This is a genomic window from Actinokineospora sp. UV203 (assembly GCF_056323665.1).
This window is the reverse complement of sequence record NZ_CM150484.1, coordinates 5,042,698-5,065,191: the sequence shown is the minus strand read 5'-3', so window position 1 is coordinate 5,065,191 and position 22,494 is coordinate 5,042,698. Positions and strand designations below refer to the sequence as shown.

21 protein-coding genes are annotated in these 22,494 nt (G+C 70.7%); 8 read left to right on the top strand and 13 right to left on the bottom strand.

The window, feature by feature from the left end; genetic code table 11:
* The first annotated feature begins 38 nt into the window (after positions 1–38).
* Together ACUZ2Y_RS24380 and ACUZ2Y_RS24375 are read left to right on the top strand one after the other, a co-directional pair.
* On the top strand, positions 39–1,226 hold the full coding sequence (locus ACUZ2Y_RS24380; protein ID WP_476322824.1) for an LCP family protein: 1,188 nt from the start codon (positions 39–41) through the stop codon (positions 1,224–1,226).
* A 15-nt stretch (positions 1,227–1,241) separates the two neighbouring features.
* The gene (locus tag ACUZ2Y_RS24375) at positions 1,242–1,940 is read left to right on the top strand and encodes a TIGR03089 family protein (protein ID WP_476322821.1); all 699 of its coding nucleotides are present in this window, start codon (positions 1,242–1,244) and stop codon (positions 1,938–1,940) included.
* A gap of 15 nt (positions 1,941–1,955) precedes the next feature.
* Here the strand turns inward: ACUZ2Y_RS24375 and ACUZ2Y_RS24370 are convergent, their stop codons facing one another.
* Positions 1,956–2,423 (bottom strand): MFS transporter, encoded by a 468-nt coding sequence (locus tag ACUZ2Y_RS24370; RefSeq protein ID WP_476332049.1) that lies wholly within the window; start codon positions 2,421–2,423, stop codon positions 1,956–1,958.
* Here ACUZ2Y_RS24370 and ACUZ2Y_RS24365 point away from each other — a divergent pair.
* Together ACUZ2Y_RS24365 and ACUZ2Y_RS24360 are read left to right on the top strand one after the other, a co-directional pair.
* Positions 2,358–2,570, top strand: coding sequence for a hypothetical protein (locus ACUZ2Y_RS24365; RefSeq protein ID WP_476322818.1), 213 nt, complete (start codon positions 2,358–2,360; stop codon positions 2,568–2,570). The two genes, ACUZ2Y_RS24370 and ACUZ2Y_RS24365, sit on opposite strands and share 66 nt — an antisense overlap.
* 33 nt (positions 2,571–2,603) lie before the next feature.
* Positions 2,604–3,416 carry an SDR family NAD(P)-dependent oxidoreductase gene (locus tag ACUZ2Y_RS24360; protein ID WP_476322815.1) on the top strand — a complete coding sequence of 271 codons (813 nt, stop codon included), beginning with the start codon at positions 2,604–2,606 and terminating at the stop codon, positions 3,414–3,416.
* Here the strand turns inward: ACUZ2Y_RS24360 and ACUZ2Y_RS24355 are convergent.
* From ACUZ2Y_RS24355 to ACUZ2Y_RS24345, 3 genes are all read right to left on the bottom strand, one after another.
* The gene (locus tag ACUZ2Y_RS24355; protein ID WP_476322812.1) at positions 3,405–5,363 is read right to left on the bottom strand and encodes a molybdopterin-dependent oxidoreductase; all 1,959 of its coding nucleotides are present in this window, start codon (positions 5,361–5,363) and stop codon (positions 3,405–3,407) included. The genes ACUZ2Y_RS24360 and ACUZ2Y_RS24355 overlap by 12 nt on opposite strands.
* 169 nt (positions 5,364–5,532) lie before the next feature.
* The gene (locus ACUZ2Y_RS24350) at positions 5,533–6,048 is read right to left on the bottom strand and encodes a DinB family protein (protein ID WP_476322809.1); all 516 of its coding nucleotides are present in this window, start codon (positions 6,046–6,048) and stop codon (positions 5,533–5,535) included.
* Positions 6,049–6,286: 238 nt separating this feature from the next.
* Positions 6,287–7,447, bottom strand: a complete 1,161-nt coding sequence (locus tag ACUZ2Y_RS24345; protein WP_476322807.1) for an acyl-CoA dehydrogenase family protein — start codon at positions 7,445–7,447, stop codon at positions 6,287–6,289.
* Between the two features lie 118 nt (positions 7,448–7,565).
* On the opposite strand from ACUZ2Y_RS24345, the gene ACUZ2Y_RS24340 reads away from it, so the two are divergent.
* Positions 7,566–9,293, top strand: a complete 1,728-nt coding sequence (locus ACUZ2Y_RS24340) for an acyl-CoA dehydrogenase family protein (protein ID WP_476322804.1) — start codon at positions 7,566–7,568, stop codon at positions 9,291–9,293.
* Positions 9,294–9,354: 61 nt separating this feature from the next.
* On the opposite strand, the gene ACUZ2Y_RS24335 is transcribed toward ACUZ2Y_RS24340, so the two are convergent.
* The 5 genes from ACUZ2Y_RS24335 to ACUZ2Y_RS24315 form a co-directional block, all read right to left on the bottom strand.
* On the bottom strand, positions 9,355–9,939 hold the full coding sequence (locus ACUZ2Y_RS24335) for a hypothetical protein (protein ID WP_476322801.1): 585 nt from the start codon (positions 9,937–9,939) through the stop codon (positions 9,355–9,357).
* A 185-nt stretch (positions 9,940–10,124) separates the two neighbouring features.
* Positions 10,125–10,592 carry a 5-(carboxyamino)imidazole ribonucleotide mutase gene (purE, locus tag ACUZ2Y_RS24330; RefSeq protein WP_476332047.1) on the bottom strand — a complete coding sequence of 156 codons (468 nt, stop codon included), beginning with the start codon at positions 10,590–10,592 and terminating at the stop codon, positions 10,125–10,127.
* Between the two features lie 38 nt (positions 10,593–10,630).
* The gene (locus ACUZ2Y_RS24325; protein ID WP_476322798.1) at positions 10,631–11,803 is read right to left on the bottom strand and encodes a 5-(carboxyamino)imidazole ribonucleotide synthase; all 1,173 of its coding nucleotides are present in this window, start codon (positions 11,801–11,803) and stop codon (positions 10,631–10,633) included.
* Positions 11,804–11,814: 11 nt separating this feature from the next.
* Entirely contained in the window at positions 11,815–13,014 is a 1,200-nt protein-coding gene (locus tag ACUZ2Y_RS24320; protein ID WP_476322795.1) for a glycosyltransferase 87 family protein, read from the bottom strand.
* Between the two features lie 273 nt (positions 13,015–13,287).
* Entirely contained in the window at positions 13,288–14,124 is an 837-nt protein-coding gene (locus ACUZ2Y_RS24315) for a GGDEF domain-containing protein (RefSeq protein ID WP_476322792.1), read from the bottom strand.
* A gap of 175 nt (positions 14,125–14,299) precedes the next feature.
* On the opposite strand from ACUZ2Y_RS24315, the gene ACUZ2Y_RS24310 reads away from it, so the two are divergent.
* Together ACUZ2Y_RS24310 and ACUZ2Y_RS24305 are read left to right on the top strand one after the other, a co-directional pair.
* A complete protein-coding gene (locus ACUZ2Y_RS24310; RefSeq protein ID WP_476322789.1) occupies positions 14,300–16,525 on the top strand; it encodes a sigma-70 family RNA polymerase sigma factor in 2,226 nt (741 codons plus the stop codon).
* 52 nt (positions 16,526–16,577) lie between these two features.
* Positions 16,578–17,138 (top strand): GtrA family protein, encoded by a 561-nt coding sequence (locus ACUZ2Y_RS24305; RefSeq protein WP_476322786.1) that lies wholly within the window; start codon positions 16,578–16,580, stop codon positions 17,136–17,138.
* A 1-nt stretch (position 17,139) separates the two neighbouring features.
* Here the strand turns inward: ACUZ2Y_RS24305 and ACUZ2Y_RS24300 are convergent, their stop codons facing one another.
* Together ACUZ2Y_RS24300 and ACUZ2Y_RS24295 are read right to left on the bottom strand one after the other, a co-directional pair.
* Positions 17,140–18,429, bottom strand: a complete 1,290-nt coding sequence (locus ACUZ2Y_RS24300; RefSeq protein WP_476322783.1) for an ATP-binding protein — start codon at positions 18,427–18,429, stop codon at positions 17,140–17,142.
* A gap of 2 nt (positions 18,430–18,431) precedes the next feature.
* Positions 18,432–19,106 (bottom strand): response regulator transcription factor, encoded by a 675-nt coding sequence (locus tag ACUZ2Y_RS24295; protein ID WP_476322780.1) that lies wholly within the window; start codon positions 19,104–19,106, stop codon positions 18,432–18,434.
* Between the two features lie 33 nt (positions 19,107–19,139).
* Here ACUZ2Y_RS24295 and hisN point away from each other — a divergent pair, with 33 nt between their 5' ends.
* Complete coding sequence (gene hisN / locus ACUZ2Y_RS24290) at positions 19,140–19,934, top strand: histidinol-phosphatase (RefSeq protein WP_476322777.1); 795 nt, start codon at positions 19,140–19,142, stop codon at positions 19,932–19,934.
* On the opposite strand, the gene ACUZ2Y_RS24285 is transcribed toward hisN, so the two are convergent.
* Positions 19,851–20,153: a hypothetical protein gene (locus ACUZ2Y_RS24285; protein ID WP_476322774.1), complete on the bottom strand. Its 303-nt coding sequence runs from the start codon at positions 20,151–20,153 to the stop codon at positions 19,851–19,853. The genes hisN and ACUZ2Y_RS24285 overlap by 84 nt on opposite strands.
* Positions 20,150–22,486 carry a glycohydrolase toxin TNT-related protein gene (locus ACUZ2Y_RS24280; RefSeq protein ID WP_476322771.1) on the bottom strand — a complete coding sequence of 779 codons (2,337 nt, stop codon included), beginning with the start codon at positions 22,484–22,486 and terminating at the stop codon, positions 20,150–20,152. The genes ACUZ2Y_RS24285 and ACUZ2Y_RS24280 overlap by 4 nt, the downstream gene beginning before the upstream one ends.
* Positions 22,487–22,494 lie beyond the last annotated feature (8 nt).

Sequence of the window (22,494 nt, the reverse complement as noted above, 5' to 3'; positions counted from 1 at the left end):
TGCGACCAGGCGCAGGGTTGGTCGACGGGGGACACAAAGTGACGGAACGGACGCGACGACGCCCGTGGCTGGTGGTCGGCCGGGTCTTGCTGGCGCTGGTGTCGACCGCGGCGCTGGTGGCCACCGGGTTCGTGTGGTCCCGGGTCGACGCGCTGCAGGAGAGCGTCAACACGACCGACGTGATCGCGGCCGCCGCGGCCGGGCCGGACGCCCCCTCGGCCGACGACGGCGCGAACGACATCCTGGTCGTCGGCAACGACACCCGGACCGACCTCAAGGGCCGTCCGCTGTCGGCGCGGGTGCTGCGCGAGTTGCGCACCGAGGCGACGGACACGATCAACACCGACACCCTGATCCTGCTGCGCCTGCCGCGCAACGGCGGCAAGAGCTTCGCCATCTCGATCCCGCGCGACACCTACGTGAAGGTCCCGGACCACCGCGAGGAGAAGATCAACGGTGCGTACGGGGTCATCAAGGCCCGGCACGCACAGCGGATGGTCGACGGCGGCGAGAGCGACCGGGAGAAGATCGAACGCGAGTCGGACAACGCGGGTCGCACCGCGCTGGTGCAGACCGTGCAGGGCCTCACCGGGGTGCGCGTCGACCACTACGTCGAAGTCACCCTCTACGGGTTCTACCTGCTCACCGAGGCCATCGACGGTGTCGACGTCTGCCTGAACCACTCGACGAGCGACCCGGACTCGGGCGCGAACTTCCGCAAGGGCCCGCAGACCGTGCGCGGCGGTGACGCGGTGGCGTTCGTCCGTCAGCGCAAGGGCCTGCCGCGCGGCGACCTCGACCGGATCGTGCGCCAGCAGACGTTCCTGGCCTCGGCGATGAGCAAGGTGCTCAGCGGCGGCACCCTCGGCGACCCGGGCAAGCTCACCGCGCTGGAGGGCGCGGTGGCCAAGACCGTGGTCATGGACCCGGGTCTGCACTTCCTCGACCTGGTGAACCAGGCGCAGGCGCTGGCGTCGGGCGCGGTGGAGTTCGTGACGATCCCGGTGACCGGTGTGGGCGCGCGCAACGACCGCGGGCAGAGCATCATCACCGTCGACCTCGCCGCCGTGCACGCCTACATCGGGGGCCTGGCCACGGCCAACCCGCCGCCCGCCCCCGCGCAGCCGTCGGCCGTCGGTGAGAACCTTGGTGGGGGCCGCCTGCTCGACTTCGGCGCACCCGCACCGCGGCGCACCGCGCTGGTGGCGCCGAACTGCATCGACTGACCGGAGACGTTTCCTGTGAGCCTGACCGAACTCCTGCTGCGCCCGCTGCGGGCCGCCTCGGCGAAGCCGCTGATCACCCACTACGACGACGCGGTGGGCGGCCGGGTCGAGTTGTCGGTGGCGACGGTGACGAACTGGGCGGCGAAGACGGCGAACTGGCTGGTCGAGGAGCATGACGTCGAGCCGGGCACGCCGGTGTCGGTGCGGCTGCCCGCGCACTGGCAGACCGCGGGCATCCTGCTGGGCGCCTGGTGGTGCGGAGCGCACATCACCGACGAGGACCCCGTGCTCACTTTCGTGGCGCCTGGCAAGTCCGCGTCCGGTGACCCGGTTTCAGGCACCGTCGCGGCGGTGTCGCTGGACCCGATGGGGCGCGACCTGGGCGGGTCGACCGACGGGATGACTGACTTCGTCGGTGAGGCCCGAATGTTCGGCGACGACTATTTCGGGTCCATTGTGGATGGCTCGACGCCCGCGCTGATGGGGTCCACTGTGGACGAGGTGCTGGCAGCGGCGCGGCGGATCGGCGCCGAATACGGTGCGGGGGCGCGGGTTCTGTGCACGCGGGAGTGGGCGCTACCCGATGGGCTGCTCGCGGCACTGGTCGCACCGCTGGCGGTGGGCGGCTCGATCGTCCAGGTCAGCAACGCCGACCCGGCCCGTCTCGACGCCCACCGCGCGGCGGAGCGAACCACCATCGACCTGTTCGCCTGACACACCCCTCGCGGGTCAGGCGGGAACCGGCTCGTCGGCCAGTTCGCGCAGGTGACGAACCTTGCTGAACCACAGCAACGCCGGGTCCACCAAAGTCATTCCGCAGAACACGACCAGCGCGGTGCGCGTGTCCGTCAGACCGACAAGCACCGGTGAGGCGAACAGGTCCCGGACCAGGAACACCGGGATGAGCGCCATCAGCGCACCGTTGGCGAAGTTGCTCGGGGTCGCGGCGAACATGCACGGCCGCATGACCGGGTGGCCGACCACGAACCGCCAGCCTTCGCGGATCATCGCGGCCATGCCCGGCCGGTCCTCGACCCGCGGAGCGCTCGCCTTGGGCAGCCCCCGCAGGAGGACCGCGGAGGTCAGGAAGCTGACCGCGTCGATGAGCAGGGTGGGCACGGCGCCGATGAGTTGGACGACAACGCCGGCAAGGCTGGGCCCGCCGAGGCTGGTGACCGAGTGCGTGCCGGAGACCAGGCTGTTGCGGGCGGTCAGCTCGTCGCGGCCGACGATCGAGGGCTCGTCGTCGACCCGGCCCGGACCGTGCGCGCGGTCCAGTTTCCGGTGGTCGACCCGGCGTCGTCGGTCGACGAGGCCCTTGCCCAGCTAACTTACTTCCAGTAGGTTACTCGAAAGTTAACAACTCAGGAGGCATCGGTGAGGTCGTTCACGGGCAAGGTCGCAGTGGTCACCGGGGCGGGCTCCGGCATCGGCCGCGCGCTCGTCGTCGCCCTGGTCGCCGAAGGCGCGAAGGTCGCCGCCTCCGACATCGACGTGGCCGGGCTGGCGGAGACGGCGACCCTGGCGGGCGGCGAGGTCCGCACGTACAAGCTCGATGTCGCCGACCGGGACGCCATCTACGCCCACGCCGAGCAGGTCGCGGCCGACTTCGGCAAGGTCGACCTGGTCGTCAACAACGCGGGTGTCGCACTGCAGGGCACGGTCGCGCAGATGTCCGATGAGGACATGCGCTGGATCATGGACGTCGACTTCTGGGGCGTCGCCCATGGTTCGCGTGCGTTCCTGCCGCACCTGGTCGCCTCGCGCGGGCACCTGGTGAACATCTCCAGTGTGTTCGGGCTGATCGGTGTGCCGACGCAGAGCGCGTACAACGCGGCTAAGTTCGCGGTCCGCGGCTTCACCGAGGCGCTGCGGCAGGAGATGCAGATCGAGGGGACCAAGGTCGGGGTGTCGTGCGTGCACCCGGGCGGCATCAAGACCAACATCGCCCGCAACGGCCGCGTGTCCAACCCGGACGACGCCGCCGCTTTCGTGAAGGCGCTGGACAAGGTCGCGATGACGTCCCCGGAGAGCGCGGCCCGCACGATCCTCAACGGCGTCAAGCGCGACCGGGCCCGCATCCTCATCGGCGCGGACGCCTACGCGATCGACGCGCTGCCGCGGATCTTCGGCTCCTTCTACCAGCCGCTCGTGCGGATCGCGTCGAGCCGGATGAACTCAGGCCGCTGACACGGTGACGGGAACGCCGTTGAGCACGGCGTTCCCGCTCACGTCGAGCACGGCCGGGTCGGTCAGGTCGTTGGCGCTGGCCTCCGCGTAGCCGTGCGGCAGGCTGACGACTCCGGGCATGATGTCCTCGGTGGCGGTGACCGTGACGGTGACTTCGCCCGCGGCGGACCGGACTTTGACTGAGTCGCCGTCGCTGAGACCGTGCTCCTTCAGGTCTTCGAGGTGCATGAGCAGGTGGTTGCGCGCTTTGCCTTTGGTCAGGCGGGGAATGTCGTTCATCCACGAGTTGTTGGCCCGCAGGTGCCTGCGTCCGATCAGCAGAAGACCTTGCGGCACAGGCATTTCCGTGACTTCACGGGCGGCGTCGGCGAGGACCTTCGGCGCGATCTCGATCTTCTCCTGCCCACGCGGGGTAAGTGGTCCCAGATCCAAGCCGTGTGGGTGCTTCTTGAGCTTGTTGATGGATAGATGGCGTGATCCCGTTCGCAGCAACAGGTCCACGATCCGCGTCGGCGAGAGCCGCAGCAGCTGCGCCTTGATCCACTTGTCCCGGAACCGCTTCGCGTAGCGCAGGCCGAGTTCGCGGAAGATCTCCCAGTCGTGCCGACTGGTCGCAGGCTTGGGGAACAGCGCCGGGGAGAACTTCGTGGTGTTGCGGACCGCGAGGGCGTGGAAGACCAGGTCGTAGTGGTCACGTTCGAGCGCGGTCGTCGGCGGCAGGATCACGTCGGCGTGCTTGGTCGTCTCGTTGATTTTCGGGTCGATGGCGACCATGAAATCGAGCGTTGCCAAGGCTTTGTCGAGCTTCTTGCCGTCCGGAGTGGACAGAACCGGGTTGCCCGCGGACACGACCATCGCCCGTATCCCACCGATCTCCTCGGCGAGGGCGGCCACCGGCAGCTCACCCGCGAACTCCGGGAGCCCCCGGACCGAGCTGCGCCACCGGTCCCGCCCACCGGGCGAGGTGAGCCGCAGCAAGTCCACCGCAGGTTTGGTGAACATCGCGCCACCGGGCCGGTCGAGGTTGCCGGTGATGATGTTGAGGACCTGGATCGCCCACTGACACACCGCGCCATGGGCCTGCGTCGACACACCCGTGCGGCCGTAGGCGACCGCGGTGTCCGCGGCCTGGAAGTCCTGCGCCAGCTCGCGGATTCCTTGCACGCCCGTGACGGATTCGGCCCACTCCACGGTGACCGGCTCGACGATCTCCCGCACCTCGTCGTAGCCCTCCACCTTCTCAAGGACAACCTTCACCATCGCCAGCAGCAGCGCCGCGTCGGTACCCGGCCGAATGAAGTGGTGCTCGTCCGCGATCTTCGCGGTCTCGGTGCGCCTGGGGTCGACCACAACCATCCGCCCACCCCGCTCACGCAACTCCGCCCGACGGCGGGCGAAGTCGGGCACGGTCATGATGCTTCCGTTGGACACCATCGGATTCGCGCCGATGACCAGGAAGAAGTCGGTGCGGTCGATGTCCGGGATGGGAATCAGGAACTGATGCCCGAACATCAGCGACGCGACAAGCTGATGCGGCAACTGGTCGACCGAGGTCGCGGAGAACCGGTTGCGGGTGCGCAGCAGCGAGAGAAACGTCGTCCCATGCGTCAACGCCCCAAGGCTGTGGACCGTCGGGTTGCCCAGATACACCCCGACCGCGTTACGCCCGTGCTCGTTCCTGATGGCCGCCAGCCGCTCGACAACCAGATCGAAGGCGTCCTCCCAGGAGATCTCCTCCCACCCACCGTCGGTCTTCCTGACCGGCGTCCGCAGTCGCTCACCCTCATGAATATCTTGCAAAGCAACACCTTTAGGGCAAATGTGCCCCCGCGACAACGGGTCAAGCCGGTCACCCTTGATCGAGAGCACCCGCCCAGAGTCCACTTGGAACTCCAGACCACAGAGCGCCTCACACAGCGTGCAACTCCCAAACCTGGTCTCCGCCACGCCCCCAGTCTTACCCCCGAACCACCCCCCGTCCACCCCCGCGAGTCGCCCCTCCCAGCAAATGAGTCGCCCCTCCCGGCAACCGAGTTCAACATTCGCGCGTGCCGAACGTGCGACTCACTTGCCTGAGGGGGCGACTCACTTGCCTGAGGGGGCGACTCGCGGTGGGTCAGCCCATGCTCTTCTGCCCGTCCAGCGCTTCGCGAATGATGTCCGCGTGCCCGGCGTGCTGCGACGTCTCCGCAATGATGTGCAACAACACCCGCCGCGCCGACCACCTGGCACCCTTCTCGAACCACGGTGCCTCAGGCAGCGGGTGCGAGACGTCCAGATCCGGCAACGAGGCGACCAACTCGTCGGTCTTGCGGGCGACTTCCTGGTACCTGACCACCTGCTCGGCGAGGGTCTCTCCTTCGGCCAACCGGAGCGCGTTCGCCCAGTCCTCACCTCCGCCGGCCATCACAACTGGCCCGTCGACGATGAACCGCGCCCACTTCTCCTCCACCTCGGCGACGTGCTTGATCAGCCCACCCAGCGTCAGCTCACTGACCGTGGTGCGCAGCTTGGCCTGCTCTTCGGTGACGTTCTGGACGGTGAAGAGGAGGAAACCCCGGTGCTTGCCCAGGGTCTGCAGCAAGTCCGCGCGCTCTCCGGTCAGGGTGGGGGTGGGCTGGGAGGTGGTCATCTCGGTGGCCTCTCTCGTTTGCTGTTGCTGGAAACGATAGGACACCTTCCGGACAGCTTCGGTCCTAAACCTTGGGTGGATTCCAAGCCGGACTCGACCTCGTGCTCGACGCGGGAGAGCCGTCCATCCTGCTGTTCACTCGTCCGGGGTCGGGCGTCCTTTGTGGGATGCCGTCCTGGTTTGGATGCGCGTCAGCCCCGGCCGAAGATTCTCGGCCGGGGCTGACGAGGCCTGCTCTTTAGCCCTTGAGGAGCTGTCGGGCCATGACCATGCGCTGGATCTGGTTCGTTCCCTCATAGATCTGGGTGATCTTCGCGTCGCGCATCATGCGTTCGACGGGGAAGTCGCGGGTGTAGCCGGCGCCGCCGAACAACTGCACCGCATCCGTCGTGACCGACATGGCGGTGTCGGACGCGAACGTCTTGGCGGCGCTCGACGCGAAGCTCGCATCCGGTTCGCCGCGTTCGACCTTGGCGGCGGCCGCATAGACCAGGTGGCGGGCGGCCTCGATCTTCATGGCCATGTCGGCGATCATGAACTGGACGCCCTGGAACTCGGCGATGGCCTTGCCGAACTGCTTGCGGTCACGCACGTAGGTGATCGACGCGTCCAGTGCACCCTGGGCAATACCGAGGGCCTGGGCGCCGATGGAGTGGCGGGTGTGGTCCAGGGTCTTGAACGCCAGCTTGAGGCCCTGACCCGGGTCACCGATGATGCGGTTCTCCGGGATCGTGCAGTCCTCGAAGTAGATCTCGCGGGTGGGCGAGCCCTTGATGCCGAGCTTGCGCTCCTTCGGCCCCACGACGAAGCCCGGGTCGTCCTTGTGGACCATGAACGCGGAGATGCCGTTGGCCGGGCGGTCGGCATTCGGGTCCGTCACCGCCATGACCGTGTACCAGCTGGACTCGCCCGCGTTGGTGATCCAGCACTTCGTGCCGTTGAGGACCCAGTGGTCGCCATCCAGCCTGCCGCGAGTGCGCATCGACGCGGTGTCCGAGCCCGCCTCGCGCTCCGAGAGGGCGTAGGAGGCCATCTCGCCTGCGGCGATGGACGGGAGGACGATCTTCTTGAGCTCCTCGGACCCACCGAGGATCAGGTTCATCGTGCCGAGCTTGTTGACCGCGGGAATCAGCGACGAGGACGCGCACACGCGGGCGACTTCCTCGATGACGATGTTCGTCGCGACCGAGTCCGCACCCTGGCCGTCGTAGGCCTCGGGGATGTGCGGGGCCGCGAAGCCCGCCTTGGTCAGCGCCTTCTGCGCCTCGATCGGGTACCGCTCGTTCTCGTCGACGTCGGCCGCGTGCGGCGCGATCTCCTTCTCCGCCAGGTCGCGCACGGCCTCGCGCAGCGCGTTGTGCTCGTCGCCGAGCTGGTAGAGACCGAAGCCCGCGTCCACGTCTTACCTCCAGGAAATCGTTGAGTCCACGAACGATGTTAGTACGCGTTTACTTGGATGTCCTTGTGTCTTGCCGCACCGCTTCCCAACAAAGTTACCACCGGGTAACTTAACCCCCATGACAAGTCTGCTGTTCAACCCCTCGGACTATGACCCGCGACACTTCGACGCGGAGACCCGCAGGCTGCTGCGCGCGACTATCGACTGGTTCGAGCAGCGCGGCAAGCGGACGCTCGTCGAGAAGTTCCACGCGAAGGAGTTCCACGCGGACTTCCTTGAGTTCGCCGCCAAGGAGAACCTCTTCGCGACCCTCCTGACCCCGGCGGCTGACGCCAAGGGCGACCCGGACAAGCGCTGGGACACCGCCCGGGTGGCCGCGCTGTCGGAGATCCTCGGCTTCTATGGCCTGTCCTACTGGTACCCGTGGCAGGTGACCATCCTGGGCCTCGGCCCGGTTTGGCAGAGCGCGAACCCGGCCGCCCGCGAGCGCGCCGCGAAGCTGCTCGCCGACGGCGGGGTGTGCGCGTTCGGTCTGTCCGAGAAGGATCACGGCGCGGACATCTACGCCACCGACATGGTCCTCACCCCGGACGGCGCCGGCGGCTACCGCGCCACCGGCGGCAAGTACTACATCGGCAACGGCAACGTCGCGGGGGTCGTCTCGGTGTTCGGCCGGATCGAGGGCCCCGACGGCCCCGAGGGCCCCGACGCCTACGTCTTCTTCGTCGCCGACAGCAGGCACGAGAACTACCACCTGGTGAAGAACGTCGTGCCGTCGCAGATCTTCGTCTCCGAGTTCCGGCTCGAGGACTACCCGGTGACCGCCGACGACATCCTGCACACCGGCCCGGCCGCGTTCGACGCCGCGCTGAACACGGTCAACGTCGGCAAGTTCAACCTCTGCTTCGGCGGCATCGGCATCGCCGAGCACGCGTTCTACGAGGCCATCACGCACGCGCACAACCGGATCCTCTACGGCAACCCGGTGACCGACTTCCCGCACGTGCGGGCCCAGTTCGTCGACGCGTACGCGCGGCTGGTCGCGTCGAAGCTGTTCTGCGACCGCGCGGTCGACTACTTCCGCTCGGCGAACCCGGACGACCGCCGCTACCTGCTGTTCAACCCGGTCACGAAGATGAAGGCGACGACCGAGGCGGAGAAGATCATCGCGCTGCTGACCGAGGTGGTAGCGGCCAAGAGCTTCGAGGCCGACAGCTACCTGACGGTCGCCGCGACCGACATCCGCGGCCTGCCGAAGCTCGAGGGCACCGTCGCGGTGAACCTGGCGCTGATCTTGAAGTTCATGCCGAACTACCTGTTCGCGCCCACCGAGTACCCACCGGTCCCGACCCGCCACGACGCCGCGGACGACGAGTTCCTGTTCCGCCAGGGCCCGGCCCGCGGCCTGGGCAAGGTCCAGTTCCACGACTGGCGCGAGGCGTACCGCACGTTCGTGCACGTGCCCAACGTCGAGCGGTTCGCCCTGCAGGCCGAGGGCCTCGCGGAGCTGCTGATGACCGCGCCGCCGTCGGCCGAGCAGCAGAAGGACCTGGACTTCCTGCTGACCCTGGGCGAGCTGTTCACGCTGGTCGTCTATGGGCAGCTGATCCTGGAGCAGGCCGAGCTGACCGGGGTGGACCCGCTGGTGCTCGACCAGATCTTCGACACCTTCGTGCGGGACTTCTCCGGCTACGCCGTGGCCCTGCACGGCAAGCCGTCGACGACGCTGGCGCAGCAGCAGTGGGCGGTCAGCCAGATCCGCAAGCCGGTCGTCGACGCGGAGCGCTTCGCGCACGTGTGGTCGCAGGTGGAGAACCTGTCCGGCAGCTACGAGATGCGGCCGTAGCGGACGTGCCGACGCGGCCTTGCGCACCCCCAGGCGCGCAAGGCCGCGGTGGCCCCGTCGGTCAGCCCCGCTGACGTCGACGGTGGATTGATGCGGCTCCGGCCGCGACCAGCGCGCCCGCGCCAAGGGCGAGCAGCGCCAGCGGGAAGTCGGACTTGGCCGCCACTGGGACCGCCTGTGGGGCGGGTGTCAGGGCCTGCGCCGACACCACCCGCGCCGGCGTGGCGTCGACGGCCCGCACGGCCTGCACGGCCTTCGTCTGCTGGGCGGTCGTCGGGGGTGCGGCGGGCTTTGCGCCGAGGACGGTGAACTTCACCGAAGTGCGGCCGGTCTCCTGCTTCGTCACGCCGTCCACGCACCGAAGGTCCACTGCGTAGTGGCCTGGCCGCACGTCGCGAACCGTGCCCGCGTACTTGATGAAGATCTGGTCAGTGCTGTGGCCGACGATCTGGTCCTTGACGATGTCCACAGCGGCCGAGGCCACGTTGGTGCCGCCGGCGCACGCCGTTCTCAGGGTGATCTTGGAACCGGGTTTGCCCGTGGCCGTTTCCACCGACAGCTTCGGCTCGGACTGCGCGACGGCGGTCAGCGGGGTGAGCGTGATGGCGGCGCAGGCGAGCAGGATCGAGATGGCGGTGCGGAACATGGCTGTCTTCCAATCGGGGCGTGCGGGAACCGCCGCGGAGCCCGCGGCTTCGGTGGCTTGGTGACTTCGCCAAGGTCACGCGCACACCGGTTTCCCGGTTGCCCTCGATTTCGAAAGTTGCTCCGTGCGGGGCATTTCGCCGCCGCACGGACAACCTCCGCGCCACACGCGCGTCTTAGAACCTCCTAGAGCGACGCGCGCAGGGCGGCGTCCTTCTCCAGGACCAGCTTCTCCAGGTCCGCCTGGAACGTGGCGATCCGCTGCCGCAGCGCCGGGTCGGCCGCCGCCAGGATGCGCACGGCCAGCAGGCCGGCGTTGCGCGCACCGGCGACCGACACGGTCGCGACCGGGATGCCGGCGGGCATCTGCACGATGGAGAGCAGCGAGTCCATCCCGTCGAGGTACTTCAGCGGCACCGGCACGCCGATGACCGGCAGGACCGTCGCGGAGGCGACCATCCCCGGCAGGTGGGCGGCGCCGCCCGCGCCGGCGATGATGGTGCGCAGACCCCGGTCGGCGGCGGAGTGGGCGTAGTCGAGCATCCGCTGCGGGGTGCGGTGCGCGGAGATGACGCTCACCTCGTAGGGCACGTCGAACTCGGCGAGCGCTTCGGCGGCCAGCTTCATGACCGGCCAGTCCGAGTCGCTGCCCATGATCACGCCGACCAAGGGTGTGGAAGACACATTCACTCCTAGTGGATCTCGTACCCGTCAAGCCATTCGCCGTGCGAGAGCCAGTGGGCGGCCAGGTTGGCGCGCGTGCGCACGTCCTGCATGGACTCGCCGAGCATGGTCACGTGCCCGATCTTGCGACCCGGGCGCTCCTGCTTGCCGTAGTAGTGCACGTGCGCGTCGCGGTATCGCGCGAAGAGGTGGTGCAGGCGTTCGTCGGCGCCCATGGCGGGTGCTTCCGGCGCGCCGAGGACGTTGACCATGACGACAGCGGGCGCGAGCGGGTCGGTGTCGCCCAGCGGGTAGTCGAGGACCGCACGCAGGTGCTGCTCGAACTGCGATGTCCGGGCGCCCTCGATGGTCCAGTGGCCCGAGTTGTGCGGGCGCATGGCCAGCTCGTTGACCACGATCCCGGCCTCGGTCTCGAACAGCTCGACCGCCAGCACCCCGACCACGTCGAGTTCGTCGGCGACCCGCAGCGCGAGGTCCTGCGCGGCGATCGCGTCGGCCTCGGCCAGCTCGGGGGCGGGGGCGAGCACCTCGACGCAGATGCCGTCGACCTGGACGGTCTCGACCAGCGGCCAGCAGGCGCCCTGGCCGAACGGCGAGCGGGCGACCAGCGCGGCCAGCTCGCGACGCAGGACGACCCGCTCCTCGACCAGCAGCGGCGTGCCCGCGGCCAGCAGGTCCGGGACGAGCGCGGCGGCGTCGGCATCGGAGTCGAGCATCCACACGCCGCGGCCGTCGTAGCCGCCGCGGGCGGCCTTGAGGACGCAGGGGGTGCCGAACTTGACCACGTCCTCGACCGAGGTGACCTCGGCGAACGCGGGGATCGGCAGACCCAGCTCGGCGAGCTTGTGCCGCATGACGAGCTTGTCCTGGGCGTGCACGAGCGCGTCCGGGCCGGGCCGCACGGTGACGCCGTCGGCGATCAGCGCGCGCAGGTGCTCGGTCGGCACGTGCTCGTGGTCGAAGGTGAGCACGTCACAGCCCTGGGCGAAGGACCGCAAGGCGTCGAGGTCGGTGTGGTGGCCCAGCGTGACGTTGGGCGACACCAGGGGCGCGGGCTCGTCCGCGGAGACCGCCAGGATGTGCAGCGACTGGCCGAGCGCTACGGCCGCCTGATGGGTCATCCGGGCCAGCTGCCCGCCGCCCACCATCCCGACAACGGGGAAACCGGTACGTGAGTCCACGACCGAGAACCCTAACGCCGCACGGGTCTGATCAGGACAATCGCCCCCGCCACGAGCGGTACCAGCAGGTAGGCGCTGCCTGCGAGGTATTCCAGCGGGGTCCACTCGAACTCGACCGCCTTGCCGTTGCGCATGGCCAGCAGCACGCAGCTGGCGAAGACCAGCACGACCGAGCCCACCCCGGCGGCTTCCCGCCAGGTGGGTGTGCGGTCGGGCAGCCGCGAGAGCAGGAACACGACGAGCGGCACCACCCACACCCAGTGGTGCGACCACGACACGGGGCTCACGAGCAGCCCGAGGAACGCGGTCACCAGCAGCGCGGGCAGCGTCCGGTTCTGCGAGTGCAGCCTGCGGACCCACACCAGGCACGGGATCGCCAGCAGCGCGCCGATCGGCAGCGCGACCCGCAGCGTCCAGTCGGCGTTGTCGGTCAGCCGCAGCAGCAGGCCGTTGACCGACTGGTTGCCCGCCCAGTAGATCGGCCCGATCCGCTGCGGGTCGCGCACGGCGTTGCCCCAGAACTGGAAGACGTCGTGCGGGACGAGGACGAACATCAAGCCCTGCAACACGAAGAAGGTCACGACCGCGCGGACGGCGTCAGCTTTGCGGCCGATCGCGATCAGGTGCGGCACGAAGATCAGCGGGGTCAGCTTGATCGCCGCCGCGACTCCGATCAGGACTCCGCCGAACCGGTTACTCTTCGCGCCCACGACCAGGATGTCGACCACGACGAGCGCCATGAGGACGAGGTTGATCTGGCCGAGGAACACCGTGCGCCACACGGGTTCGATGCCCAGCAGCACGATCCCGAGCACGGCGGTGGTCCGGGCCGGGTCCATCCACTGTGGACGGTTGGGCAGCGCTTCGACGGAGAGCTTGATCACCCACGCCATCCCCATGATCGACAGCGCACCGAGCAGCCCCCACGCGATCTGGGTGGGCACCAGCGCCAACGGCACGAACATGAGCGTCGCGGTCGGCGGGTAGGTGAACGGCAACCGCGCCCAGGACGGCTCGTCGCTGAGGAAGGGCAGGTCGTAGAGCGGTTCGCCGTGCAGGAGGGCGACGGCGCCGGAGCGGTAGACCGCGTTGTCGACGCCGAGGTGCCAGCCGAGCATCCACCCGACGATGCCCGCGACCACACACACGATGGGGAAGATCGACACCGCTGCGGCTGATCGCGGCCGGACGTCCAAGGCAGAGGCGGTCACGCGCGACAGCAAATCATGGAGCCGATCAAGGCCCGCCAACCGCATGGATCAGTGGTCGCCCCGGTCACACCCACCCAACACATCCGTCAGCCCCGCGAGTCGCCCCCACAGGCAAGTGAGTCGCCCTCTCCGGCAAGTGAATTCAACATTCATGCCGTGGCCTCCATCGACGCACCGCGTTGTAGGTCGACTCAGCGCCGAGCGGCTCGCCGCGAATGTCGAACTCACTTGCCGGGAGGGGCGACTCGGTTGCCGGGAGGGGCGACTCGCGGGTCAGGCGCGGCGGACGGTGTGGACGAGGGTTTGGGCCGCCTCTTCGGCGCCCGGCAGGCGTTCAGCGCGGATTTCGGCGCTGCGGGCGCTGCGCAGGTCCGGGTCCACCGCCAGGCGGTCGGCGATCCGCATGCGGGCCTCGAAGGTCCGCTTGGGCAGTGCGGCGTCTCGTTCGGCGAGGACTACGGCGACCGACGGGCCGATCACGGCCAGGGTCTCGCCGCCGTCGAAGACCGACCGCAGGACGTCGCCGACCAGGATCATCGCCATCAGCCGGGGCCAGCCCATGACCTCCGCCAGGTCCAGGGTGACCACGAGCAGCACGTACCGGTCGGCCGGGTGGAAGCCCTTGCGCCTGCCCAGCCGGTACAGCTCGCCCAGCCGCACCCGCAGGTACTCCTCGGTGGCCAGCCCGGTCAGCGACTCGCCCGCCTCGACGCCGCGCAGGTCGCCGAGGGTGGCGTCGGCCCACGCGACCGCCACGGCACGCAGCAGCCTGCTGGGGGTCGCGTCCGGGTCGGGAACGACCAGGCCGCCCACCTCGGCCGGGTTGGTCACCACGGAGTGCAAGGCGGCCAGGTCGGTGAGGGTCTCCTCGAGACCCGCCCCGGAGCGGGCCCGGGCCCGGCCCAACTCGGCGAGGGCCCCCGCGATCTCCGCTTCGGTCACGACGCTCGCGCAGACCTCATCCACCTCGGGCACTCCCCAGTCGTTCGGGAACCGCCAGCCCGCGGCGAGACTGGCCATGCGCCAGCGCGCCCGCAGGACCTTGAGCAGGCGGTCCGTACCGTCCGCGTCGCCACGGTGCCACCGTGAACCCGCTTCTCGTACCGCCACGCTGAGAGTCCCTTCTTCGGTGGTCCACGGAAGAAACGCCACCGACAGCGTTCCGTGACGCCATTCCGGCGAATCGGGTGGCCCTCCCCCGGGTGAGTGAGAGGTGACGGTTTCCTACTCATCCGTCACACTTGGTGGCGATGCTGATTGCGCGCAGTGCGTTTTAGGGAGGACCGTGTCGACCGTCCCGGCTGAACTCGACGGCCCGAGCGATGCCGAACTGATCGATTCGGTCCGTACCGGGACCGTGTCGGCCTACGGATCGCTCTATGAGCGGCACGTCGGCGCCGCGCGCAACCTCGCCCGCCAGCTGGCCCGGTCCTCCGCCGAGGCCGACGACCTCGTCTCCGAGGCGTTCGCCAAGGTCCTCGACACGCTGCGCCAGGGCCGCGGGCCCGACTCGGCCTTCCGCGCCTACCTGCTGACCGCGCTGCGCCACACCGCCTACGACAAGACCCGCCGCGACAAGAGAGTCGAGCTGTCCGACGACGTCAGCCAGGTCAGCGGGGTCAACCCGGACGCGGTGAGCGTCCCGTTCACCGACACCGCGGTCGCGGGCCTCGAACGCAGCCTCGCCGCGCAGGCGTTCTCGATGCTGCCCGAGCGCTGGCAGGCCGTGCTGTGGCACACCGAGATCGAAGGCCAGTCACCCGCCCAGGTCGCCCCGCTGCTCGGGCTCAGCGCCAACAGCGTGTCCGCGCTCGCCTACCGCGCCCGCGAGGGCCTGCGCCAGGCCTACCTGCAGGTCCACTTGGCCGAGACCACCGCCGACCGCTGCCGCTCGACCGCCGGCCGGCTCGGCTCGTGGGTGCGCGGCGGGCTGTCCAAGCGGGAGACCGCGCAGGTCGAGGCCCACCTCGACGAGTGCGAGCGCTGCCGCACGCTGGCCGCCGAACTGTCCGACATCAACACCGGCCTACGCGTCAGCGTCGCCCCGCTCGTGCTGGGTCTGGGCGCCACGGCCGGCTATCTGGCCGCCGCGAAGGCCGCCGCCGGGACCGCCGTCCTCGCCACCGCCGGTGTCGCCACCGCGAGCGCCGGAGCGGCTGGGGCCGCTGGGGCCGCCGCGAGCGCGCCCCGGCAGTTCCTCGGCGTCGCCGCCTCCGGTGTGGCCCTCGCCGCCGCCGTCGCGGTCGGCCTGGCGTCCTCGCCGTCCGGTCAGCAGATCCCCGTGGCCGCGCCCACGCCCACCACCCAGGCCCCGGCGCCCGCTCCCCCTGCTCCCCCCGCACCGCCCGCCACCCAGGCGCCCGCCCCGCCCGCGCAGGTCCCGCCGCCCGCACCGGTCCCGGAGCGGGTGCCCGAACAGGCGGTGCCGCCGCCCGAGCCGACACCGACGGCGACCCCGGCCCCGGCCGGGCTGTCCGCCGAGGGACCCGCGCAAGCCCTCTCGCTCGTGCCCGGCGGCGACCCGGTCGACCTGCCGATCACCGTGCGCAACACCGGCGGCAGCCTCTCGCAGCCGATCAGCACGACCCTGAACCTGCCCTCCGGCGTCCGCGCGGTCGCCGGCCCGAACCGGCTGACCCACAACGCCCTGCTGCGCTTCGACGCGCCTCGGCAGGCCGGCCAGCGCAGCGATTCCGTGCGCTGCCCCGGCGGCACCGGGTCGGTCACCTGTGGGACCGCTGAGGGCCTCAACCCGGGCGACTCGGTCACGCTGCTGTTTCGCCTGGTCGCCGATGCAGGCGCCGTCGGCGGGCAGATCACCGGCACGGTGAGTGCCGGGCAGCAGCTCACCGTCACCATCACCGTCCTGGTCGTGGTCCAGCAACCCGCGACCACCGACGGCGTCGACGTGCGCGCCCTCGCGACGGCCGACGGCTGGTTCTCCCAGCTGTGGCCGTGGCAGCGGGACGTGCTGCTCAACGTCCGGGTGGTCAACACCGGCACGAGCACGAAAGCGGTCTCGCTCGGCGTGGACGAGGGCGGGCACCTGATCACCTCGACCCGGCCGGTCCAGTGCGCGGAGACGCCGTCGGAGCTGGACTGCGCGACCGAGCCGCTGGCGCCGAACCAGGGCGTCAACTTGGTGTTCCGGCTCGGCCGCGGCCACGACCACCCGCACGACGGCAAGGCGCGCAGGATCACCGTCACCGCTGTCCTGGGCACGGCGGCCGACCAGGACACCGTCCGGATCCCCTGGAGCCACGGCCCAGGTTGGCCCGGCCACAACTCGGCCACGGTGATCAACACCAAGCCGACGACCGACGCGGTCGAGCCGACGAAGCACCACGTGCCGACCAAGACGACGAGACCCACGCCGACGCCTCCCGCGGTGGTGGCCACGACACCCACGCCGGAGCCGCCGCCGTCGACCGAGCCCGGCACCATGCCGACCCCCAACTGCGTCGGCGGCGACCACCGGCCGAAGCGCTGGGACGTGCCCTGCCCGAGCTGACCTGGCCCGGACCGCCGCGAGTGCGGCGCGCGAGGCTCCGTAGACTGCTGGGGTGACCGTCGTCGAGTCCGTGCTGGCCCGCGTCCCGGGGCCGCTGCGCAAGGTGCTGATAAGGCACCGCGAGATGCTCAAGTTCGCGATTGTCGGCGGCACGACGTTCGTCATCGACAACGTGATCTGGTACGTGCTGAAGTTCACGGTGCTGGAGGACAAGCCGATCACCGCCAAGGCGATCGCGGTGATCGTGGCGACGATCGTGTCCTACATCCTCAACCGCGAGTGGTCCTTCCGCACCCGGGGCGGCCGGGACACCCACCACGAGGCCGCGCTGTTCTTCCTGATCAGCGGCGGCGGCGTGGCGATCAACCTGATCCCGCCCTACATCTCGCGCTATGTGCTCGACCTGGAGACCCCGCACGTCAGCCTGCTCGTGCAGGAGATCGCCGACTTCGCCAGCGGGTCGATCATCGGCATGCTGCTCGCGATGTTCTTCCGGTTCTGGGGCTTCAAGAAGTGGGTCTTCCCCGACGAACTCGGCCCGCGCAAGGGAACCCGGGTCTACGAAGACGACGATCCCGACACCGAACCAGAAGAAGCCCTAGGGCATTCCTGAGTCAGCGCGGAGCCCCGTCGGTCGACCAGCGGACACCCCGCACGTCGCCCGCCTTCGGGACGGGCAGGAACACCGTGAACGTCGCCGGGCGCGCGGTGGACAGCTCCAGCCGACCGCCGTCGGAGTCGATCAGCGCCCGGGCTAGTGCCAGCCCCAGGCCCGTGGAGCCCGCGCCGGACACACCCCGGTCGAAGATGTGCGGCGCCAGTTCCTGCGGCACCCCCGCGCCCGCGTCCGTCACCTCCACCACGACCGTGTCCGCGCGGGTGTGGTCGCCGTTGCGGGCCGACAGGGTCACCGTGCCGCCGCCATGGCGCAGCGCGTTGTCGAGCAGCACGCCGATCGCCTCGCGCAGCCGGGCGGGGGTGGCCTTGGCGAGCAGACCCGCGGGCAGGCGCAGCCGCAGCGACCGGCCCTCGGAGCGCAGCGGGCCGCGCCACTCGTCGGCGATGGCGGCGAGCTCGGTGGACAGGTCGATCGGCTCGGCGTCGACCGCGCGGGCCTCACGGGCGGCGGCGAGCAGCTCGTCGAGGACGTCGGCGAGGCGTTCGGCCTGTTCCAGGGCCGCCCCGGCCTCGGCGGCGGTGTCCGCGTCCGGGGCCGCGGCCAGGGCTTCGAGCCGCAGCTGCAGCGCGGTGAGCCTGCTGCGGAGCTGGTGGGACACATCGCTGACCAGGTCGCGCTCGCGCTGCACGAGCAGGGCGAGCGCGGTGGCCGAGGCGTCGAGGGCTTCCGCGACCAGGTCGAGTTCCTGCAGGTCGTAGCGGGTCTGGTCGAGCCGGAAGTCGCCCGCGCCGAGGCGGGTGGCGCGCTGCGCGACGTGCCGCAGCGGCCGGGCGAGCCTGCGGGCCGTCGCGGTCGCGACCACCGTGCCGATGGCCACGGTGAGCGCCACGACCAGGGCCACGAGGACGGCCACCTGGGTCTGCCTGGTCCGCATCGGCCCGGCGTCGACCGAGAGCCGGACCTGGCCCTGCCCGACGATCGGAACGACCTCGGAGACGGTGTCCGCCGGCATCGTCGGCCCCAGGGTCCACTCCCCCTCACCAGGCAGCACCACCGTCAGCCTGCCGTTGGCGGGCACGGCGAGCTGGACCGCGGCCAGGTCGATCCCGCGGCCGTGGGCGATCTCGTCGTCCAGCGTGGCCGCGATCTGCTGGGCGCGGCCCGCGAGATCCTCCCTGGTCAGCGACTCGACGATCTGCAGTGCCGTGTAGCCGAGCGGGATGCCCAGGACGAACGCCGTGACCAGGACGGCGATGAGAATGGCGCGGAGGATGCGGCGGCGCATGGTTACTCGGCGTTGAACCGGAAGCCGACGCCGCGCACGGTCGCGATTCGCCGCTCCGCCGGGCCGGGGCCACCCTCGCCGAGCTTGCGGCGCAGCCAGGACATGTGCATGTCGAGCGTCTTGCTGCTCTTCAGCTCGGGATCGCTCCACACCTCGGTGAGGATCTCGTCGCGGGTGACGACCTTGCCCGCGCGCTGGATCAGCACCCGCAGCAACTCGAACTCCTTGTTGGCCAGGGTGATCTCCACCCCGTCCACGGTGACCACCCGGGCGGCGAGGTCCATCCGCACCCCGTTGACGTCGATCGCGCCCGGTGCCTGGCGGCGCAGCAGCGCCCGGATCCGGGCGAGCAGCTCGGCCAGCCGGAACGGTTTGGCGACGTAGTCGTCGGCGCCGGCGTCGAGCCCGACGACGAAGTCGACCTCGTCGGCGCGGGCGGTCAGCATCAGCACGGGGATGTTCCGCCCGGCCGCGCGGAGCCTGCGGCACACCTCCAGGCCGTCGATGCCGGGCAGCCCCAAGTCGAGAACGAGCAGGTCGGGGTGCCTGGTGGAGGCCACCTCAAGCGCCCGGTGTCCGTCGCCCACCACCTCGACCTCGTAGCCCTCCCGGCGCAGTGCCCGGGAAAGCGGGTCGGCGATGGCGGCATCGTCCTCGGCCAGCAGCACCACGCTCACGGGGCTCAGCGTAGGCGTGACACGATCGCGCCTGTGTCAAGCGACCTCACCTTTGCCCTGCGCCTGGCCGACGCGGCCGACGAGATCACCCGTTCGCGCTTCCGGGCGACCGATCTGGTGGTCGAGCGCAAGCCCGACCGGACGCCGGTGACCGACGCCGACACCGCCGTCGAGGACGCGGTGCGCGCGCTGCTCGCGGAGAAGTTCCCGACCGACACGGTCGCGGGCGAGGAACGCGGCGGCACCGTCGGCGCGGGCCGGGCGTGGGTGCTCGACCCGATCGACGGCACCAAGAACTTCCTGCGCGGCGTGCCCGTGTGGGCGACCCTGATCGCGCTGGTGGAGGACGGTTCGCCGACCGTCGGCGTGGTCAGCGCGCCCGCCATGGGCAGGCGCTGGTGGGCGGCGCGCGGCGAGGGCGCATGGATGTCGACCGACGGGGTGCGGCGGCGCATCGGCGTGTCCGGCGTACGCGATCTGGAAGACGCCTACCTGTCGACCACGGACCTGGGTTCTTGGGTGCGCTACCACTCGCGGGAGCGCTACCTCGCGCTCGTCGACGCCTGCTGGGAGAGCCGCGCGTTCGGCGACTTCTACCAGCACTGCCTGGTCGCCGAGGGCGCTCTCGACATCGCCGTCGAGGCCATCGTCAACCCCTGGGACGTCGCGCCGCTGCAGGTGCTCATCGAGGAGGCGGGTGGGCGGTTCACCGACCTCAACGGCGTCCCCACCTTCGACGGCGGGTCAGCCCTGTCGACGAACGGCTTCGTCCACGACGCCGCGCTCGCCCTGCTCAAGCACGCCGACGACACCGCGCACGACCTGTGACCAGGTCAGCCTGCCGAACAGGTAGTGGCAGGCGACGGTCTCGCTGGTGAAGCGGGCCCAGTCGTAGCGGTTGCCCTGCTCGCGCCAGAACACCTCCCACCCGTCGCCGTCGCTGTCGCGCAGCAGGCACCAGGTGTTGTCGGCTTCGACGCCGATCGAGACGATCCCGTTCGGGATGCCGACAGCGCGCAGCAGTTCGTTGATCGACTCGGCGTTCACTGATCGTCTCCGGGGGTCGTGTCGGCCAGGTAGCCGAGGGCGAGCAGGTCCGCGGCCGACTGGGTCGCGCGATACCGCTCCCCGCCTCCCGGCTGCCCGAACCAGGGTGCCGAGACCGAGCGCCAGACCGGGATCGGGCGCAGGACGCGGTAGCGGTGGTAGCCGGCTTCGAGGTGCGCGGGCGGGAGCGAGCGGGCGCCGAACCTGGTGGTGGCGGCGGAGAAGACCCGGCCTTCGGGAGTGCCGAAACGGTCGATCTCCGTGCCCTCGGCGAGGACTTCGGGCTCACCCTCGGCGCTGCCACCTTCGGGGTAGAGCTCGCCGGGCGGCCACGCGTACTCGACGGGGTGGGTGTCGCGGACGAGGAAGCGCCGGTCCCAGTCCCGCTCATGCTCGCCGCTGAGCGGGTCGTACCCCTCGGTCAGCGCGGCGGGCGCGGGCGTGCCATCGGATGACGCCGCCCGCGCGCGGGTGGTGATGTCGATCAGGCCGGACTCGGGGTGGTCGTCGGCCTCGAACCGCAGGCCGGCCGCGTAGTCCAGTTCGGGGGGCGGCGCCGGGAGCTGGCGCGCGGGGTGGCTCGTGGCCTTGGGGAGGTGGCCGATGGGGAACATGTGGACCAGGAAGAGGGCGAGTACGCCGGTCGAGACCGGCGGCTCGTGATCATGCTGGTCGGGCGCGGGCAGCTCGACCGCGGCGACGAACCCGGCGGGCCGCGATGCGCCCGGCTGCTGGGTCGGGTGACCGGCGCCGAGCCGAGACTGGATGTCCTGCTGCTGGGCGGGATGGCCCGCCCCCAGCCGCGACCGCGCATCCTGGTGGTTGCCGGGTTGCTGCGCCGCGGCGTGGCCGCCGGGCAGCTGTCGGTTCGCCTGCTGAGCGCCCGGAGCATCCTCCACGGGCGGCCTGCCCGCGCCGTACTGGTTGGGCGCCAAGCCGAGCATCCCGCCGAAGCCTGCCGCTTCCTCCGCCTGCCTGCCCGATCCTTCCTGCCGGACAGGCAGTCCCGGCCCGGCACCCGGCCTGCCGCGCTGGTCGGGAACGGGCACGGCGGCGCTCTCCCGTCCCGGCCCGGGCTGCTGCTGGCGACCGCCACCCGCGGGACCACCGACAGCGCCACCACCGAGCACACCGCCGCCTACCGGCCCGCCACCAAGTCCGCCCGCGGGCGCGGCTCCTGGGAGCCCACCGCCACCGGGCACGCCTCCCACACCGGGCGCGTTCGGGGCCGCGGGTTGGCCGGGCAGTGGCTGCGCGGCGGGTGACTGGGCCGGGGCGTCGAGGACGGCGGCGGCGGCGGCGGCCGCTTGCACGGACTCATCGGCGACCGCGGGGAAACCGGTCGGCGGGGTGGGGGCGTCGGCGATCGCGTCCATCGGGAGGCGGATCGGTCCGGTACCCGCGTTGGCGTCGCCGCCGTAGAAGTCGATCACGTTCGCCGGGTCCGCGGTCTCGGCGACGGCACTGGTCGATCCATCCGCCGCCTGCATGAGGCCGGGGGGCACCCCCATGGCCGTCTCCGCGACTCCGTGGGTCGCGCGCGCGACGGTGTCGGTCACGCCGCCGACGGTCTGGTTCACGCCACCGACGGCCGTGTTCGCCACGCCGGCGACAGTGTCGGTCACACCACTGGTCACCGCACTGGTCACGCCGGTGGTCACGCCGAGCGCCGTCTGGGCCAACCCGTCAACCGCGCCACCGGCGGTGTCGACCAGGGTGCCGGTCGCGCCGAGGACCGTCTGGCCGAGCCCGGCCACGACCCCGCCGAGCAGGGACCCGCCATGTGCACCCGGGTTCGCGTTCACCACGTCCCGGACGGCCGACACGTCCTGTCCCGAGGTCGGCTGCACCGCGCTGATCAGGGTGTCCGTGATGGCGGCGACGTTGACCGCCGTCCCCCTGATCGCCGTATCCAAGCCGAGCATCGCGGTCGGGTTCCCGGCCGCGGCGGCCTGGTTCGCGGCGTCGCTGTTCTTGGCCAGCGCCACCAGGTCGCGGACGATCTCGACCTTCGCCGCGCCCACCTGCTCGGCGGCGTGGTCGAGCCGGTCGGCCGCGCCGACGCAGTCCCGCGAGGTGGCGGTCAGGTAGCCGGTGTCTGGTGCCACGAACCGGGTCCAGTGGTTCGCCGCGGCCGTGCCGGTCTCGCCTTCGACCGCCGACAGGGTCGTTCGGGCGACCGTGTCGGCGTCGCCGGTCAGGGTGGACATCTGGGTGCCCGCGTCGCGCCAGGCCTGGGCGGCCTCGCGCATGGCGTCCTCGTCGGCCTGCGGCCAGGTGACGCCCGCGGCCGTGGCGACGGCGGCGAGTTCGGGGGGCAGTTCGATTCCCACGTGTCCCC

Bases quoted from the DNA above. Each gene is read 5' to 3' on its own strand.
- ACUZ2Y_RS24335 (WP_476322801.1), bottom strand. From the start codon at position 9,939: ATGTTCCGCACCGCCATCTCGATCCTGCTCGCCTGCGCCGCCATCACG.
- ACUZ2Y_RS24350 (WP_476322809.1), bottom strand. From the start codon at position 6,048: ATGACCACCTCCCAGCCCACCCCCACCCTGACCGGAGAGCGCGCGGAC.
- purE (WP_476332047.1), bottom strand. From the start codon at position 10,592: ATGGGCAGCGACTCGGACTGGCCGGTCATGAAGCTGGCCGCCGAAGCG.
- ACUZ2Y_RS24340 (WP_476322804.1), top strand. From the start codon at position 7,566: ATGACAAGTCTGCTGTTCAACCCCTCGGACTATGACCCGCGACACTTC.
- ACUZ2Y_RS24300 (WP_476322783.1), bottom strand. From the start codon at position 18,429: ATGCGCCGCCGCATCCTCCGCGCCATTCTCATCGCCGTCCTGGTCACG.